Origin of the sequence: Halomicronema sp. CCY15110 (genome assembly GCF_016888165.1) — a bacterium.
Lineage (GTDB): Bacteria > Cyanobacteriota > Cyanobacteriia > Phormidesmidales > Phormidesmidaceae > Halomicronema.
This window is the reverse complement of the sequence record NZ_JACSWC010000320.1, coordinates 73,872-90,120: the sequence shown is the minus strand read 5'-3', so window position 1 is coordinate 90,120 and position 16,249 is coordinate 73,872. Positions and strand designations below refer to the sequence as shown.

General features: G+C 54.8%; 13 protein-coding genes. 9 read left to right on the top strand and 4 right to left on the bottom strand.

The window, feature by feature from the left end; translation table 11 throughout:
- Positions 1-105 precede the first annotated feature (105 nt).
- Positions 106-426: a DUF1825 family protein gene (locus tag JUK32_RS15375; RefSeq protein ID WP_204139736.1), complete on the bottom strand. Its 321-nt coding sequence runs from the start codon at positions 424-426 to the stop codon at positions 106-108.
- Between the two features lie 199 nt (positions 427-625).
- Positions 626-1,609 carry a J domain-containing protein gene (locus JUK32_RS15370; RefSeq protein ID WP_204139735.1) on the bottom strand — a complete coding sequence of 328 codons (984 nt, stop codon included), beginning with the start codon at positions 1,607-1,609 and terminating at the stop codon, positions 626-628.
- Between the two features lie 428 nt (positions 1,610-2,037).
- Here JUK32_RS15370 and JUK32_RS15365 point away from each other — a divergent pair, with 428 nt between their 5' ends.
- Positions 2,038-2,451, top strand: coding sequence for a hypothetical protein (locus JUK32_RS15365; RefSeq protein WP_204139734.1), 414 nt, complete (start codon positions 2,038-2,040; stop codon positions 2,449-2,451).
- Positions 2,452-2,483: 32 nt separating this feature from the next.
- Entirely contained in the window at positions 2,484-3,044 is a 561-nt protein-coding gene (locus JUK32_RS15360) for a DUF655 domain-containing protein (protein ID WP_239112695.1), read from the top strand.
- A gap of 15 nt (positions 3,045-3,059) precedes the next feature.
- Here JUK32_RS15360 and mrdA read toward each other — a convergent pair whose 3' ends face one another.
- Positions 3,060-4,847 (bottom strand): penicillin-binding protein 2, encoded by a 1,788-nt coding sequence (gene mrdA / locus JUK32_RS15355; RefSeq protein ID WP_204139733.1) that lies wholly within the window; start codon positions 4,845-4,847, stop codon positions 3,060-3,062.
- Between the two features lie 265 nt (positions 4,848-5,112).
- Between mrdA and JUK32_RS15350 the strand changes: the two genes are divergently transcribed.
- From JUK32_RS15350 to JUK32_RS15320, 7 genes are all read left to right on the top strand, one after another.
- Positions 5,113-6,237, top strand: coding sequence for an ABC transporter ATP-binding protein (locus tag JUK32_RS15350; protein WP_204139732.1), 1,125 nt, complete (start codon positions 5,113-5,115; stop codon positions 6,235-6,237).
- Positions 6,238-6,381: 144 nt separating this feature from the next.
- Positions 6,382-7,554: a PotD/PotF family extracellular solute-binding protein gene (locus tag JUK32_RS15345; RefSeq protein WP_204139731.1), complete on the top strand. Its 1,173-nt coding sequence runs from the start codon at positions 6,382-6,384 to the stop codon at positions 7,552-7,554.
- Positions 7,555-7,565: 11 nt separating this feature from the next.
- Complete coding sequence (locus tag JUK32_RS15340) at positions 7,566-8,516, top strand: ABC transporter permease (RefSeq protein ID WP_204139730.1); 951 nt, start codon at positions 7,566-7,568, stop codon at positions 8,514-8,516.
- Positions 8,517-8,528: 12 nt separating this feature from the next.
- Positions 8,529-9,335, top strand: coding sequence for an ABC transporter permease (locus JUK32_RS15335; RefSeq protein WP_239112694.1), 807 nt, complete (start codon positions 8,529-8,531; stop codon positions 9,333-9,335).
- Positions 9,336-9,421: 86 nt separating this feature from the next.
- Complete coding sequence (gene ldpA / locus JUK32_RS15330) at positions 9,422-10,660, top strand: circadian clock protein LdpA (RefSeq protein ID WP_204139729.1); 1,239 nt, start codon at positions 9,422-9,424, stop codon at positions 10,658-10,660.
- 35 nt (positions 10,661-10,695) lie between these two features.
- Positions 10,696-12,531, top strand: coding sequence for a R3H domain-containing nucleic acid-binding protein (locus tag JUK32_RS15325; protein WP_204139728.1), 1,836 nt, complete (start codon positions 10,696-10,698; stop codon positions 12,529-12,531).
- 251 nt (positions 12,532-12,782) lie between these two features.
- Positions 12,783-13,988: a tetratricopeptide repeat protein gene (locus tag JUK32_RS15320; RefSeq protein ID WP_204139727.1), complete on the top strand. Its 1,206-nt coding sequence runs from the start codon at positions 12,783-12,785 to the stop codon at positions 13,986-13,988.
- A 216-nt stretch (positions 13,989-14,204) separates the two neighbouring features.
- On the opposite strand, the gene JUK32_RS15315 is transcribed toward JUK32_RS15320, so the two are convergent.
- Entirely contained in the window at positions 14,205-16,115 is a 1,911-nt protein-coding gene (locus JUK32_RS15315; protein WP_204139726.1) for an SLC13 family permease, read from the bottom strand.
- Positions 16,116-16,249: the final 134 nt, after the last annotated feature.

Here is a 16,249-nt window from a genome sequence, read left to right as displayed (position 1 = left end):
CAACTCTCGATACTGGTAGGTTGAGCGAAGTCGAAACCGGATTGAACGGGTACTTTATTTAGTTGCAGATCCCTAAGCCTCTCAAACAAGCCGCAAGCAGCCGCGTTAATAATCACCAATTTCTGATTTCATTCGCTCTAGGGTCAGGTGCATTTGGTCAAACATTTGCTGCGGGGTCATCCCGGCTTGACCGAGTTGAGTTTTGAGCTGTTCCACAGTCATTTTTGCCATGAAATCGTCAGACAGCTCAAATCGCTTCATAAAAATGCGATAGCGCTCTAAAACGTCTTCCATTTGCTGGATATAAAGCTTCTTGCCTTCCCGGTCAAATTTGCCGTAGCGGCCACCCATTTCCACCAGGTTTTGGTAGTCCTGAAACAAGGACATCGCTTCCTGCTGGACAATCTCGGAGTCAAAAATTCCCATCACACTTACTAATCAAGTATTCGAACAAGCAATCAAACCCAAGGGCCTTATCGCTAATTTTGAGAAACACTAAATCGATGCCATCTATCGTAGCCATCATGACGTCGTTAACGTAGCGACGGCAGCTTAGTGGGGTACTAAACCAAGCGACACTATGACTGTAAGAGACGCCGAAACCTTCAGCAAAGGGTAGAAAACCCTACTTCTTTGACCGTTTGGAGGAAAACACGCTGAACAAGCCGCCCTTCTTGGCTTGTCCACTAGACTTAGCCGGGCTCTTACCGTGTCCATTAGGGCTCGCATGACCGTTATTCGCCGTGGTCGGCGTTGGCATGGTGATGTCTAGCTGCTTGGCGTATTTCTGGGCGATGCGGTTTTGGGCATCTAGCTTGAGGGCTTGGCGGATATGGACCTTGGCCATGCCGGTCATTTTTTGCAGAAGATAGGCTTGTCCCAACATTGTGTGGTAGTTGCTGTTAGTGGGTTCAATGCGAACGGCGTCGCGCAATTCTTGTACCGCTTCCGCGTAGGATTTGCTCGCGATGTAAGTTTTGGCCCGCGCTACATGGCGTTGACCGTAATCAACTTGTGTTTTCTCCGGCGTTGGAGAAGCCGACTGCTGAGTTGTGACAGAGGTGGGAGCGGCGGCCGACTGACTGGTTGCTGACATCAGACCAGTCCGCTTTTCGCGAATGACCAGATCGCCCATCTTGCGCCGCAAGTACACCAGGTTTAGTTCGGCGATCGCATCGGTTTGGGACGCAAAATGCTCTGTCGATGAATATTGCTCATCCGAGAGTTCCGTCAGCGCCTTTTCATAAAAAAGGTCAACCTCAGCTTCGTTGACGTGCAGCAATTGTTTAGACTGCGCAACTTTGGTGGTCAGTTTGTTTTCCCGAGTGAGTCGTCGCACCTTGAACCGCAGCGTCGCTAGTACTTCGGCCCGCCCTTTGTCTTGTTTGAGACGTTGATAAGCGGGGTTGACTAAGCGAGTGATCACGCTGTTGGTAAACTCGCGATCGGCTGCTTCAGCGCCCATTTGCTGGTCAGGGTGGAGGCGTTTGGCTACCTGACGATATCGCTTAGAAATGCGTCGCTCGTCTGCCGTGACGGCCACACCCAAAATGGCGTAAGGATCGGAGAACTGTTTGAGCCAATCAGGCGAGAAAGCCGGAGATGTCATGCAAACCGTACAAAAAGGGGGCAATCAAAGCAGCAAAGTGCCAACATTAGCGACCGGGAAGTTGCACACGAACAGGGGACTGAGCTGGAATTCTCTAGCCATGACTAGATTAACGCTTTGAGTGAGTGATGTTGACTTTTATATGTCGTTAATGAAGCAGTTGCGGCTATTAGTTAAGGGATGGTTAGACGCTTGAACTGCTGTTCGAGCAACCACTCACCGGGGGGCGCAGTCTGAGATTGCACTCCAGGCCTCTACGCTGACCCGACAGTAGCAGAGATTTTGCCTCATGGTGACGAAGCTTTTACCCATCACTTAGGGACACGGTGGCCCACCCTGTGACCACAGGGGAAGGCTGGTGATGTTTAAGGAGTCTCAACTCATTCTTCTTGCGCTACAGTAGGCTGACAGGAAGGTTTGAGGTCGGCATGGTTGGTCATCCCACGGCACCACCCCCGGTCAGCGGCAAAGCGCAGTCTCCCCAGCAATGGAAAATTGCGGCTGCTTTAGCCTTTGCGGGCGCGTTAAGTCCTTTGCCGATCCCGGTTTCGGGACTGCACAAGTTTTATTTGAGACAGCCAGTCTGGGGTGGCATTTATCTGTTGCTCGGGTGGACGGGCATTCCTCGGATTGCCTGTGCAGTGGAGGGGGTCTGGCTGCTAGTGCGATCGCAAAACGACACCCCGGCTCGCGATACCGTCTACGAAAGTGTGGCTGTCTCTGAGCAGACTCAGGCGATCGCGACAGCCCTGCGGGAACTCGAAAAATTGCGCCAAGAAGGACTCATTTCTGAACAAGAGTTTGAGCAAAACCGTCGGACTTTGCTAACTAAGCTGAGCTAAGCTAACCTACTTTCCCTGCCAGCGCTATCCCCATGAGTCGTTTTCCCTCGTCGTCTTCGTCGTCCCGCCCACGACTCCAGCGCTGGGCCAATCATTTTCATCCACTGAAGGCCAAATTGCGGCAAGATCCGATGTTACGGTTAGCGACCCTGGCGGATGTCGTGGTGGCGGCTGACCTCGGCGTTCGCATTGATGCCAACCAGGCAACCGTTGATGACTGGTTGCGGCTCCCTGGGCTGTCTATTCATCAGGCCCGCACGTTGGTCAAGCTAAGTCATAGCGGTGTGGTGTTTTACTCGCTGGATGATGTAGCGGCAGCGCTTGGTTTAGCGGTGCCACAGTTAGCCGCACTGGAGCCCATTTTGCAATTCTGCTTTTACGATGCGGCCAGTCCGATTGCCACGCTGCCCCCCTCGCTAAATCAGGCCACGATCGCTCAACTGCTGGCCTTACCGGGGCTGTCCAGTGCCATGGCCGAACGCATTTTGAATGAACGCCAGCGATCGCCCTTCACCAGTTGGAGTGACGTGCATCATCGCCTGCGGCTCACCGCCGAACAAACGAGCCAATGGATACATTACCTGCGGATTTGAGGGAGGCGCTAGCAATTACTTCTGCCAGTCTTTGTAGTAACCTTCCAGTACCTGTTTCACCATCGGGGCCGCGACCGCACCGCCGCCGCCGCCCGAGTTTTCTCCAAAGGCCACGACCAAAATTTCCGGATTATCGGCGGGGGCATAGGCCCCAAACCAGGTGTGGTTTTCATAGGGGTCAGCCTCTGCCGTCCCCGTCTTCCCCGCGATCGGGGGCACATTGGGCAAGTTCAACGCTTGGGCGGTCCCGGCGGTAATCACTTGGCGTAAACCGTCTTGCAAAATTTTGACCGTCGCGGGCTGTAGTCCCATCGGTTCCCGCCAGTCATCAGGGGTGCGACTGTCTTTGAGTAAGTGGGGGGTGACTAAGTAGCCACCGTTGGCTGGCACCGCAAACATGACCGCCACCTGGAGGGGGGACGTTTGCAAAAAGCCCTGGCCAATAGACATGTTGATGGTGTCGCCGACAAACCACTCATAGCCAATGACTTCCCGCTTCCAAGCATCATCTGGCACGAGGCCAGCACTTTCCTCCGAGCCGAGTTCAATCCCGGTTTTGCTGCCAAACCCAAACCGCCGCGTCCACTGGATCAGCGTTTCTCCACCGATACGGCGACCGATTTGATAGAAAAAGGTGTCGCTGCTCATCGCCATCGCCCCACGAAATCCCAAGGGGCCAAAACCGACGTTATTCCAATCATGAAAGGCGATGCCGCCAATGGTAATGGCTCCATAGGTCGGCAAAATGGTTTCGTGGGCAAAGGCTCCTGATTCGATGCCCGCAGCAGTGGTCACGATTTTGAAGGTGCTAGCGGGGGGAAACCCTTGCAGAGCCCGATTGACAAAGGGATAGCGTTGGCCTTGCAGTTGCGCCCATTGGGCATCGGTAATGTTGGTGGTGAAAATATTGGGGTCAAAGGTGGGGCGACTGACCATAGCGAGGATTTCGCCTGATTTGGGCTCGATCGCGACGATCGCTCCTTGTGTGTCTCCCAGGGCTTGTTCGACCAGCTTTTGCAATTCAATATCGATCGTCAGCTGCACGTCATTGCCCGAGACGGCGGGTTTGTCACCTAATACGCTGATGACGCGACCAGAGCTATCGACTTCGACTTGTTGCCCGCCCCATTCTCCCTGCAACATCGACTCAAAGGCGGCCTCGGACCCCATTTGGCCAATGATGTCGCCCAGGCGATAATCCGCATATTTAGGACTATCCAACTCTTCTTGGGTAATCTCGCCGGTGTAGCCCAAGACGTGAGCCGCCAAGTCACCGTTGGGATAGTTGCGTACAGCTTCCGCTTCCAGACGTACACCGGGTAATTCCTGGCTGAATTCGGCGATCGCCGTCGCTTGAGCCGGACTAATGCCCCGGGCGATGGTAATGGCCTCGATCGATTCGTATCCGGCTTGTTCGAGCCGTTGTTGCAGGTCTTCGGGCGGCACCTTGAGAATTTCCGAGAGGCGAGCAATCACCGTGGGCCATTCAGACTGGGGCAGGGCGATTGGCCAGATGGAAATGGCATGGGACAACCGGCTACTCGCGAGAATCTTGCCGTTGCGATCGAGCAATGCGCCCCGAGCGGGACGCTTGGGCACTAATCGAATGCGGTTCGTTTCGGCCCGTTGGCGGTTGAGCGGCCCTTCCACGAGCTGTAGCTGAGCCAGCCGTGTCCCCACTGCGCCAAACAACACGCCAGTGACGGCTAGCATCACCACCACCGCCTGAAAGTGCTTGCCAACAGTGCGATCGCTCTCTTTACCGAGTCGTAATTGAAACCGAGAAGGAAACTCTAGCGTCATCGTTCAGCTCTCGTTATCCTGGGCCGGAGATGCCATATCAACGTCTCAACTAGGATAGCGGGCTATCCTGAGTTTTAGGGTTTCCCCCTCGATCAGTGCCCACCGCGCCCAGCCGCGTCAAAGAAAACTTTGTCAAACTTCGTCTAACTGCCTTATAACAGTTTCAAACTACATATCATGATGCTGGCCGAGAATTTGCCGGGCATGCTGATATGAAGCAATACATTTTTCCGGATACTCTACTGCTGTTCAGGGGATCACCTTTATGTCACAGACAGTCTCTCCCGCGATATCTCAGTCTGCTGATCGGCGAGTGGCAGATGTTGAACTTTGTCAGGTATCAAAGTCTTTTGGAGAAGACACTGCGGTCAACACGATTGATCTGACCATTCAAGAAGGTGAATTTTTCAGTATTTTAGGCCCTTCAGGCTGTGGCAAAACGACGACGCTACGCCTCATTGCGGGATTTGAGCAGCCCACCACCGGGAAGATCATCATTCAAGGGCAAGAGATGAGTCGGACGCCGGCCCATCGGCGTTCCGTCAATACGGTCTTTCAGAGCTACGCCTTGTTTAACCACATGACCGTCAAAGACAACATTGCCTTTGGCTTGCGGATTAAAGGGATGGGGCGATCGCCAATGCAGCAGCGGGTCGCCGATGCCCTCCGCCTCGTCAAAATGGAAGCCTTTAGTAACCGCTATCCGGCACAACTGTCGGGCGGACAAAAACAGCGGGTCGCGTTAGCTCGCGCCTTGGTCAACCGTCCCGCCGTCATGTTATTGGATGAGCCCCTGGGGGCTCTGGATCTCAAGCTGCGTAAAGAAATGCAGGTAGAACTCAGCAACCTACATCAGCAACTCGGCATCACCTTTGTGATGGTGACCCACGATCAAGAAGAGGCCTTATCGCTGTCTGACCGCATCGCCGTGATGAATGATGGCAACATCGAACAAATCGGCTCTCCTAAAGAGATTTACGATCATCCCACGACGCCCTTTGTGGCTGACTTTATTGGCGACACGAATCTGCTGAAAGGAGTAGTGGCATTTGCCGATCACCACCTGCTGAAAATTCAAACCCCAGAGGGCACCACTGTCTTAGCGCAGCCTTCGGCAAATATGCCCGCCGACTTAAAGACTGCGGTGGTGAGTGTACGCCCGGAAAAAATTCATCTCAGCCAAGAACCGCCGCCGGATGAAGGAAACTGCTATTCTGGCTACGTCAAACATGTCATGTATCTGGGGACGCATTTGCATTGTGTGGTGCAGCTCCAAACCGGGGAATGCCTGACTGTGATGCAGCCCAGCCGAACCGGGCTCTCTTGGGCCTCAACGACGCCGATCTATGCCTCTTGGTTGCCCACCGATTGTCTAGCGCTGGCCGCTTGACAGGCCTCCCAATCAGGCAAAGTGTTGTCCGTTAAACAAAGTCAAAGGCCAGTGTCTAATAGTTTTGTTGAATAACTTTGTTTTGTCGAACAATTTTTAAGTTATGCAACCCCCAGCCGTTTAACTTCTGTGAGGAATTCTGCTATGCCCCGCAAGCGCTCTCTTTACTTGCCATCGTCGTCACGACGCCTCGGTTCCACTCGCCGACGGTTTTTACAGGGGTCAGCCGCCGCGATCGCTGGTGTCACGTTGTCTAATTGCCGCCAAAACCTGTCTAATCAAGCTGCTCCCGAAGCAGATCCGGCTGCCACCACCCCGGAAGAAGGCGGTGCTAGCGGTGGTGACAGCGGTGTCCTCCACGTTTACACGTGGGCTGATTACACCAGTGACGAAATGGTCAACGCCTTTACTGAAAAGACAGGCATTGAGGTCATTGTCGATATTTACGACTCCAATGAAACCATGCTGGCCAAGATGCAAGCGGGTGGGGGCGATGCCTACAGCATCATCTATCCATCGGACTACATGGTGCAGCAGATGATCGAGCTCAATATGCTCACCAAGATCGACAAAGAGCGCGTCACTGGCCTCGAAAATATTTTTGATAAGTGGCAAGATCCCGTGTACGACCCGGGCAACAGCTTTAGTACCCCCTTTGCCTGGGGCACTACGGGGCTGCTTTATAACACCGATATCCTTACCGACACGCCGACGGATTGGGATTATCTCTGGGAGAATAGCTCAGCTTTGTCGAAGCGCATGACGCTGCTAAACGATGTGCGCGAGACCATGGGGATGGTCCTCAAGTCCCTTGGGTATTCCTACAACTCCACCAATCCGGCGGAAATCGAAGAGGCTTACGAGCGACTGATCGAAATCAAGCCCGACCTGGCCTCTTTCATGTCTTTTGGCTATGAGGATGGCTTGCTGAGTGGCGACTTAGCTGTGGTGATGGCCTACTCCGTCGATGCCCTGTCCAGTATTGCCGAAGACGATACGCTGAACTACGTCATTCCTGAGAGTGGATCTTCGGTGTGGACAGATACGCTGGTCATCCCGACCACCGCGCCTAATGTGGATGCTGCTTACGAGTGGCTCAACTTCAACCTGGATCCGGCGATCGCCCAACTCAACACGGAAACCCTGTTCAACGCGACCCCGAACAAAGTGGCTTACGAAAATCTATCGGATGAGTTCAAGAACGACGAAAAACTCTTCCCGCCGGAAGATCTGCTGGCCAAGTGTGAAGGGATCGCCCCGGTTGGCGACGCCGCCGCAGTTTTTGACGAGTTTTGGACTCGCGCTACCAGCGCTTAGGAATTACAGCCATGAGTGCATCGCTGAGCAAGAGCCGATTGCAAGGACTAGGGACGACGATTCGCCATCGCTGCCAGCAGTTGCTGGGGCCGCTCGCGCTGTTGGGGCCAGCCGGAATCTGGCTCTTGCTCTTTTTAGTGCTGCCGACCTTACTGATTCTGGACATTAGCTTGGTACCAGACTTGCGGCCCGAAGACGTGGGCGGAGCCTATGGTTTAGGCAACTATTCCCGCGTTTTCAATCCCTTTGATCCGCGTTTTGACTCGGTTTATCTCCAGGTCATTTGGCGGTCAGTCTATTACGCGACGGTTTCAACGATCGCTTGCCTGGTGCTGGGTTTCCCCGTCGCTTATTGGCTGGCGATTATGGCTCCTCGCCGCTGGCGCAACTTTCTGGTCGTGGCGTTCATTTTGCCCCTGTGGACGTCGTCGTTACTGCGCTCCTACGCTTGGATTAGCATCCTGCGGCCCACGGGGTTGCTAAACACGTTTATTACCTGGCTGAGCGATTTGATTCCCGGTGTGGATTTGCCCACCCAGAATTGGCTGTATTCATCAGCGGCGGTGTTTGTGGGGCTGACGTACAACTTTTTGCCCTACATGGTGCTGATTTTGTACGCTTCGTTGGAAAAACTCGACATTTCTCTGTTGGAAGCCGCCGCCGACTTGGGCGCTAATCCCCGCCAAACCTTTTGGAAAGTGACGGTGCCCCAGACGTTACCGGGCATTGCGGCGGGCTGTTTGCTCGTCTTTATCACCAGCATGGGGGATTTTGTGGTGCCCACATTGTTAGGAGGCGCATCCAGCATGACCATTTCGCGGCTGATTTATAACCAATTTTTAGGCATTACCCGCAACTGGGGCTTAGGGTCTGCCTTGAGTATGATCTTGATTTTGGCCGTGAGTCTGGCGATCGCCCTCTTGCTGAAATATGGCGATCGCGACTCCGTGAAGGAAGCGTAGAGGAGCAAACACATGTCATTTCTAGGCGGCCTCAGTCTTCCCAAAACCTGGCAGGGTTGGCTCACCATCGTCCTGTTTGGCTTTATGTACGGCCCGATTATGGTGCTGGGTATTTACAGCTTCAATGATTCGCGGCGCTACACTTCGGTGTGGCAAGGGTTTAGCCTGCGGTGGTACGAAAGCCTGTTTCAAGACGCCCGGATCTTCCGCGCCTTGCAAGACACCTTGTTTGTCGCCATCGTAGCTGTGGCCATTTCCTCTGTGCTCGGCACCCTGATGGCGATCGGCCTGTGCAAGTATTACTTCCCCGGCAAGGGCATTTATCGAGGGGCGTCCTATCTGCCCCTGATCATTCCGGATATTTCCATCGCGGTGGCCACGCTCGTCTTTCTCGCCTCGATGGCTATTCCCCTCAGCATTTGGACGATTGTGGCCGCCCACATGGTATTTTGCCTGGCCTACATTGCCGTCGTCGTGTCCAGTCGCCTGGGCAGTCTCGACCCCAATCTAGAGGAAGCGGCCCTGGATTTGGGAGCCACTCCCACCCAAGCCCTCATCAAAGTACTGTTGCCGCAGCTCATGCCGGCGATCGTGGCGGGTTGCTTGTTGGCCTTTGTGCTCAGTATTGATGATTTGCTGATTTCTAGCTTTACGGCAGGGGGGGGAGCCAATCCCCTGCCCCTCGAAATTTTCAGCCGTATTCGCAACGGGGTCAAGCCTGATATGAACGCCCTGAGTGTGTTGCTGATTTTGGCCTCGGGCATGATTGCCGCCTTGGCTGAATACCTGCGCTACAAGAGTTCTACGTTAGATCGTTAGTCGGCATTGGTTGGGGATAGTACAAATAAACTTGAGAAATTTGCCAGAATCTCGTAATTTCGAACAGAAACGTTTAGCATGAAAGGGTGAAAAAGACCCATCCTTCTCTAATTTCTTTGCAGGCCGGTCGCTGGTTCAAACTCATTGGAGGAGCCAGTTATCAACACCTTCCTGCCATTCGCAATTTGGCCCTGGCTTATACTCTCGCGGGTGCTGATTGCATTGATGTCGCTGCGGATCCTGCTGTGGTTAGCGCGGTTAAAGAGTCGTTTCACGTCGTTTCGCAGCTGCCGCAAATTTCTAAAGGGGCGGAATTTCCCGCCCACAGAACTTCCTCTGAACTGCCGTTGCTGATGGTGAGCTTTAGCGATGGCGAGGATCCCCATTTTCGGAAGGCAGAGTTTGATCCCACTCGCTGTCCCCCCGACTGTTCGCGCCCCTGTGAAGCCATTTGTCCGGCAGCGGCGATCGCTTTCACCGCAGACACTGCTGGCGTCATTGCCGAGCGGTGCTACGGCTGCGGTCGTTGTTTACCCGTTTGCCCCATTCAGCAGATTGAAACGGTGACGCGGGCAACGGCGGTCGAGGCGATCGCCGCGACTTTACTAGAGCAAGTGGACGCGATCGAGATTCACACTCAGGTCGGCCGCTATGACGAGTTCATGTCGCTGTGGATGGTGTTGCAACCGCACCTGCATCACTTGTCCGTCGTTTCCATTAGTTGCCCTGAGCAAGCCGGGGTGATCGACTATCTGTGGCAACTTTATGAAGGCATCCAGCCGCTGCCGCTACCCCTCATCTGGCAAACCGATGGTCGGCCCATGAGTGGAGATATTGGCCGAGGCACGACCCACGCCACCCTGCGCTATGCCCGGCGAATGTTGCAATCGGGGCCACCCGGATATGTCCAACTGGCCGGGGGCACCAATGCCCACACCGCCGAGAAATTTCAAACCCTGGCCCGTGAAATGTCCCCGGTGAGCGCGACTGATGTCGCCGCTTGGCCGCTGACTGCGGCCGCTTTGCATTCTACCTTGGGCGGCGTGGCTTTCGGAAGTTTTGCCCGTCGATTGTTAAGTTCCGTATTGGCTGAGTGGTCCACTGAGCCGCTGTTTGCATCTGCCGTTCACCTTGAAGAGAGGCCGTCGTGTCATGATTCCGATTCCCTGGCGAGTTCGCTTTTGTCCCTACAGCAAGCGGTGCAGCTGGCTGCCAGCCTAGTCGCTCCCATCAAAGGAGCCGCTGGCAACGCATCGCCTTGGCCCTCTGATCAAGCGGGCGATCGCGCCAATGTTCTGGCTACCCCGGCGGAGCCACGACTGTAATTCCCCCATCGTAGAGTAGAGTTTTTTGTTAGGCTATGGCCCTTCACAACGACACCCCGTCTGTTGATTCTGCCCCAGTTGCTCCCAATCCGGTTTCTGGGCAAGCGTCTACTGCTCAAGCCGCTGTGTACGACGACCTCCAAGCCCTGTTGTCGATGTTGCCGCCTGATACGGCAGCGCAAATTCAGCGTCACGAACAAGCCGACCAACTAATCGAGGTAATTCTCGATTTGGGACGACGGCCCGAGGCCCGGTTTTTATCCGGAGCCGAATATCTCTCTGAACAAGTCGTGACGAAAGACGATTTGCAGCATTGCGTTGATCGGGTCGGGTACTTTGGCGGCGATAACCGCGCAGGTATCGAAAAAACGCTGCATCGCATCAGTGCCATGCGCAATCGTTCCGGTGATGTCATTGGCCTCACCTGTCGAGTGGGGCGGGCGGTCTTTGGCACTATCGGCTTGATTCAAGATTTGGTCGAGCGCGGCCAGTCAATTTTGATGCTGGGCCGTCCTGGCGTGGGCAAAACCACCGCCCTGCGGGAAATTGCCCGGGTGTTGGCCGACGACCTTGAGCGCCGCGTCGTGATTATTGACACCTCCAACGAAATTGCGGGTGATGGTGACATTCCGCATCCGGCCATTGGGCGCGCGCGGCGGATGCAGGTAGCCAAGCCAGAACTGCAACACCAGGTGATGATTGAAGCGGTAGAAAACCACATGCCCGAAGTCATCGTGATTGATGAAATCGGCACGGAATTGGAAGCGACCGCTGCCCGCACTATTGCCGAACGTGGGGTGCAGCTAGTCGGCACGGCCCACGGTAACCAGCTCGAAAACTTGATAAAAAATCCGACCCTGTCTGATCTGGTTGGGGGCATTCAGTCGGTCACGTTGGGGGATGACGAAGCCCGGCGACGGCGCAGCCAAAAGAGCGTGCTGGAACGTAAGGCTCCCCCAACTTTCGACATTGCGGTGGAAATGCTGGAACGGCAGCGCTGGGTCATTCACGAAGATGTGGCGGTGACCGTGGATTCGCTGCTGCGGGGGCAACAACCTGCCATCCAAACCCGCAGTGTGGATGCCGCCGGTGAGGTGGTGGTCACCAACGAGGCGGCCAAACTTAAGACGGCTCCCCTCAAAGGGCGATCGCCCAGTAGAGCCCAGCTGCAAGCGGGCGGTTGGCGAGCGTCAGGCCGCATGGTGCCGCCCCAACGTGGCACGGTTGAGCGGTTGCCCGTGAGCGCCGAGCAGCAAAGCTTTGAGGCGATGCTCGATCGCTCGCTGAACGAAGACGAGATGGTCTACGCAGCGGCGGGTGAATCCTTAGCGCTAGCGCCTGAGCCGACCGTTGGCCCCAATGGCGAAGATATTTTGCGGGTCTATTCCTACGGCATCAGCAAGCATCACCTGGATCAAGTGATTGCCACGCTGCGATTGCCCGTTGTGCTGACGAAAGATCTCGATGGTGCGGATGCGGTGCTGGCGTTGCGATCGCACGTCAAACACCATTCCAAACTGCGCCATATTGCGAAGGTGCGCGAATTGCCGATTCATACGGTCAAGTCCAACAGCATGCCGCAGATTGTGCGGACGTTACAGCGCATGTTGGATATAGATGACGGCAGCGTTCACGCCATGCCAAATCTCAGCCTGTTCTCGCCCAACGAAGATGCTGACGAGTTGGAAGCGCTAGAAGAAGCTCGCCTTGCCGTGGAACAAATTGTGATTCCCAAGGGTCAACCTGTCGAGTTGCTGCCGCGATCGGCCCGCATTCGCAAAATGCAGCACGAGTTGGCTGAGCATTATCGCCTCAAGTCTTCCAGCTTTGGCGATGAACCGAATCGGCGGCTGCGGATTTATCCCGCGTGAGGGGATTCTGGACGCATTATGCGTCCCGGTAAATGAACCGTAGCCTCCTCATCGCATCGTTCTCGCCAATCTTGCTGGTAGGTTGGAACGTAGACCACAACGGTCGGGGAGGCATGGGGATCGTTTCCCATAGCGACGGCTAGATCGTCGATCGCTTTAAGCTAGAATTTACGATGGACTTTTGGCCTTGGTATCACCTGAGACTAAAAGTCGGCAACAGGCAACGAATTGAGCATGACGGAGGCCAATTAATGGTGACTTTTCGGTGGTTTGCACTGTGCTTGTCGAGTGCGGTTTGCGGGGCGATGGCGAGCAGTGCCGCGGCGGCGATCGCCCCAGCGAGTTCCATCATTGAAACCTCGTCCTCCTTACCGTTAGTTTCAACACCGCTGGTGGCAACCGTCCCCCCGGTTGAACTGGCCCAAACTCGCAGCGCTAATCTTTCGGATGCGGAACAAGAAGCCTTGGATGAACTGCTCACCGAAGGGCAGGACAAAGTTGAAGCCGAGGACTATGCCGCCGCGATCGCCCTTTATCGAGAGGCGACTCGCATTGATCCCAGTAATGCCCGACTGTATTCTGGCATCGGCTATTTATATATGCAGCAGGGTGAGTACGCCGCCGCCATTGAGCCCTATCAGCAGGCGATCACCCTGGAGCCGGATAACCTGCCGTTTCGCTATGGTCTCGCTTATGCCTATGTGCAATTAGCGGACTACGAGAACGCGATCGCCACTTACGAGACTATTACGACCCTGGCCCCCTCCGAAGCCGATGCCTATTTGGGGTTGGGCAATATCTTCATTACCCTCGAAGACTATGATGCGGCTTTAGACACTTACGAACGTCTGGCGCGCCGTGCTCCGGGGAATGCCAATGCCTATGAAGCCCTCGGCACCCTTTATTTAATTCAAGCAAACTACGCGGCGGCACAATCGGCGTTTGAACGTGCCGTCCGGGCCGATGGTAACCGCAGTGAGCCATACGTGGGGTTAGCCGAAACGCAGCTGGCCCTCGGTAACTCTCAAGCCGCTTTTCAGAACCTCGAAAACGCCGTCAGGCTCGATCGTAATAATCCTCAAGCCAACTTTCTGCTGGGCGAACTGTCGATGGAAATTGGCGATGAAGCCGCTGCCTACAGCTACTATCGGCGCGCGGTCGATGCCGATCCGGAATTGATTCCGGCCCAGGCGGCAGTGGGTGCTTTTCACCTGAGAGAAGGTGTCTATCTCCAGGCCATCAGAGCCTATCGTCAAGTCCTCCGTGTTTTTCCCAACAATCCTGGAGCGCATTACAATTTGGGGCTGGCGCTCTGGGCCGAGGGCCTGGAAAAACAGGCCTTGTCTTCTATCAATCTGGCTCGTCGCCTTTATGAAGCAGATGAAGACTTTGATTCAGTGGAACGAGTTGATGAGTTATTACAACTTTGGAATGCCGCCGAAGAAGAAGCCCCGTAGGGGGTCGGCGAAAAATGACATCTAAGCCTCCCCTTGGCCAGGCTGCCGCTTGTACATAAGTTTCGGACTGCCTGCTGCCAGCGGTTTAGGGGGCGCATGCAGCCTGTCGAGGTATCAATCGAGATGTGTATAAGCCGTAGCCTTGGGAGGAAGAGAAGCTGCAGGCGGTGAGGTGGGGCAAAATGTTAAAACTCCACTTCTGAAACTGGATGAAGTTTAAAAGGGATAGATTTGCGGGGCTAAATACACGGTGATTCCCCAAAACAACAGATTTAAGGGAATCCCAATCCGCATGAAATCGGTGAACTTATACCCGCCAGGGCCGTACACCATCAAATTGGTTTGGTAGCCAATGGGCGTCGAAAAACTAGCCGAAGCTGCCACCATAATGGCAATCACGAAAGGCATATAGCTGACTCCTAAGCTATTTGCCACGGACAGGGCAATGGGGAACATCAGTGCGGCGGCGGCATTGTTGGTAATCATTTCGGTCAGCAGCGTAGTGATGCCATAAATCACGGCAAGGGCTACCAGGGGTTGATTGCCGGCAATTCCCAAAAAGCTAGTGGCGATCGCTTCTGCTGCCCCCGTCACTTGCATCGCCTCGCTAATGCCCAAAGCCGCCCCGATCACCAGCAGCACCGACCATTCAATACTTTGCAGCGCTCGTGTGGGGGCACAGCACCCGGTGAGCAGCATCAACATGGCTGCTAACACCGCCGCTTTTAACATGCTGAGCCACCCCACCCCAGCTAAGACCACCATCAGCAATAAAATGGCCAGTGCGATCGGGGCTTTTTCATGACGGAGTGGCTCCGAATCAGGCAAATCACTGACTAAATAAAAATCATTAGACATGCGTTGCCGTTCGATGAAGCGGGGGTGCGTTTCGAGTAAGAGCGTATCGCCCGGTCGCAGGCGAATATCACCGATTTTGCCCTGCACGCGATCGCCATTGCGGGCCACCGCCAACACCACCGCATCGTAACGGGAGCGAAATTGTCCTTCGCGAATGGTTTTGCCCACGAGCGAGCAAGTGTGAGACACCACCGCTTCAATCAAACGCCGCTCGGTGCGGGGAGTGTCTAGCTTAAAGACCTGATCAGTCGCTGGGGCCAAGCCGCGCAACCGATGTAAGTCTAAAATCGAATCGACGATGCCGACAAAGATCAGTTGATCATGTTCCCGTAGGATCTCACGGGGGCTGACCGCCGGTAAAATTTGCTGCCCGCGAGCGATTTCAGCCAAATAGAGCCCTGGCAAATGGCGTAACCCGGCTTGTTCCACAGTTTTGCCCGCCAGGGGGCTGCGCGGTGCCACCACCATTTCTACGGTGTATTGCCGCACATCGCTCAAATCGCCCATCGCTGGTTTACGGTTGGGCAGCAGCCAGCGTTGCCCAAAAAACAGAAAGCACAACCCCGCGATCGCACAGGGCAGTCCGACTGGCGTCAGGTCAAAAATTCGTAAGCCGGGATGGTCGGTCGCTTCGACCAATAAGCCGCTGACGACCAAATTGGTGCTGGTCCCAATCAAGGTACACAGACCGCCAAAAATCGATGCATAACTGAGGGGAATCATCAACTTTGAGGGACTGATCCGCAGTTTGCGACACCAATCGTTTACCACAGGAATAAACATCGCCACCACGGGCGTGTTGTTCAAAAAGGCACTCAGCACCATGATCGGTACGGTGAGGCGGACAAATGTGGTTGTACGCCGTTTGGGCAGGCCGAGCACTTGTTGAGAAATCCACGCCAGCGCGCCGGTTTGCTGCAATCCTGTCACCACAAAATACAGCACGGCCACGGTGATCATGCCGTCATTACTAAACCCCTTTAACGCTTCAGTGGTGGACAATACGCCACTGACATAGAGCACCGCCACCGCCCCCAAGAAGACAATCTCGGCGGGCAACGCGGTGATGGCATTGAGGACAAAAGCTGAAGCCGTGACGAGCAAGGTCAGCCAACCGGGCCACCCCAAACTCATCAACGGCGCATCCTGCGCGAGATATTGCAGGGTCGCGATCGCCAGTCCACCGATCAAGCCCAAAGCTAAGCAAATCAAGGCTTGCCGTTGTCGCCGTCGCGTCCACCAATATCGAAACGTTTGTTCTAATTGCATGAATTGTTTTGTACTACAGCCGTCGTTTGAGCGTTGCCAGCACAGCCATAAGACCTGAATGGGATGGCCTGTTCTCCCTGGGGAGCACCGACGCCATCAGTGAATTCCCGTACCGATAGTTATGCCCAAAACTT

Excerpts from the sequence above, each read along its gene's own strand:
- JUK32_RS15370 (WP_204139735.1), bottom strand. The coding sequence starts at position 1,609 with ATGACATCTCCGGCTTTCTCGCCTGATTGGCTCAAACAGTTCTCCGAT.
- JUK32_RS15375 (WP_204139736.1), bottom strand. The coding sequence starts at position 426 with ATGGGAATTTTTGACTCCGAGATTGTCCAGCAGGAAGCGATGTCCTTG.
- JUK32_RS15365 (WP_204139734.1), top strand. The coding sequence starts at position 2,038 with ATGGTTGGTCATCCCACGGCACCACCCCCGGTCAGCGGCAAAGCGCAG.
- JUK32_RS15360 (WP_239112695.1), top strand. The coding sequence starts at position 2,484 with ATGAGTCGTTTTCCCTCGTCGTCTTCGTCGTCCCGCCCACGACTCCAG.
- JUK32_RS15320 (WP_204139727.1), top strand. The coding sequence starts at position 12,783 with ATGGTGACTTTTCGGTGGTTTGCACTGTGCTTGTCGAGTGCGGTTTGC.
- JUK32_RS15350 (WP_204139732.1), top strand. The coding sequence starts at position 5,113 with ATGTCACAGACAGTCTCTCCCGCGATATCTCAGTCTGCTGATCGGCGA.
- JUK32_RS15340 (WP_204139730.1), top strand. The coding sequence starts at position 7,566 with ATGAGTGCATCGCTGAGCAAGAGCCGATTGCAAGGACTAGGGACGACG.
- JUK32_RS15325 (WP_204139728.1), top strand. The coding sequence starts at position 10,696 with ATGGCCCTTCACAACGACACCCCGTCTGTTGATTCTGCCCCAGTTGCT.
- JUK32_RS15315 (WP_204139726.1), bottom strand. The coding sequence starts at position 16,115 with ATGCAATTAGAACAAACGTTTCGATATTGGTGGACGCGACGGCGACAA.
- JUK32_RS15345 (WP_204139731.1), top strand. The coding sequence starts at position 6,382 with ATGCCCCGCAAGCGCTCTCTTTACTTGCCATCGTCGTCACGACGCCTC.
- mrdA (WP_204139733.1), bottom strand. The coding sequence starts at position 4,847 with ATGACGCTAGAGTTTCCTTCTCGGTTTCAATTACGACTCGGTAAAGAG.
- JUK32_RS15335 (WP_239112694.1), top strand. The coding sequence starts at position 8,529 with ATGTCATTTCTAGGCGGCCTCAGTCTTCCCAAAACCTGGCAGGGTTGG.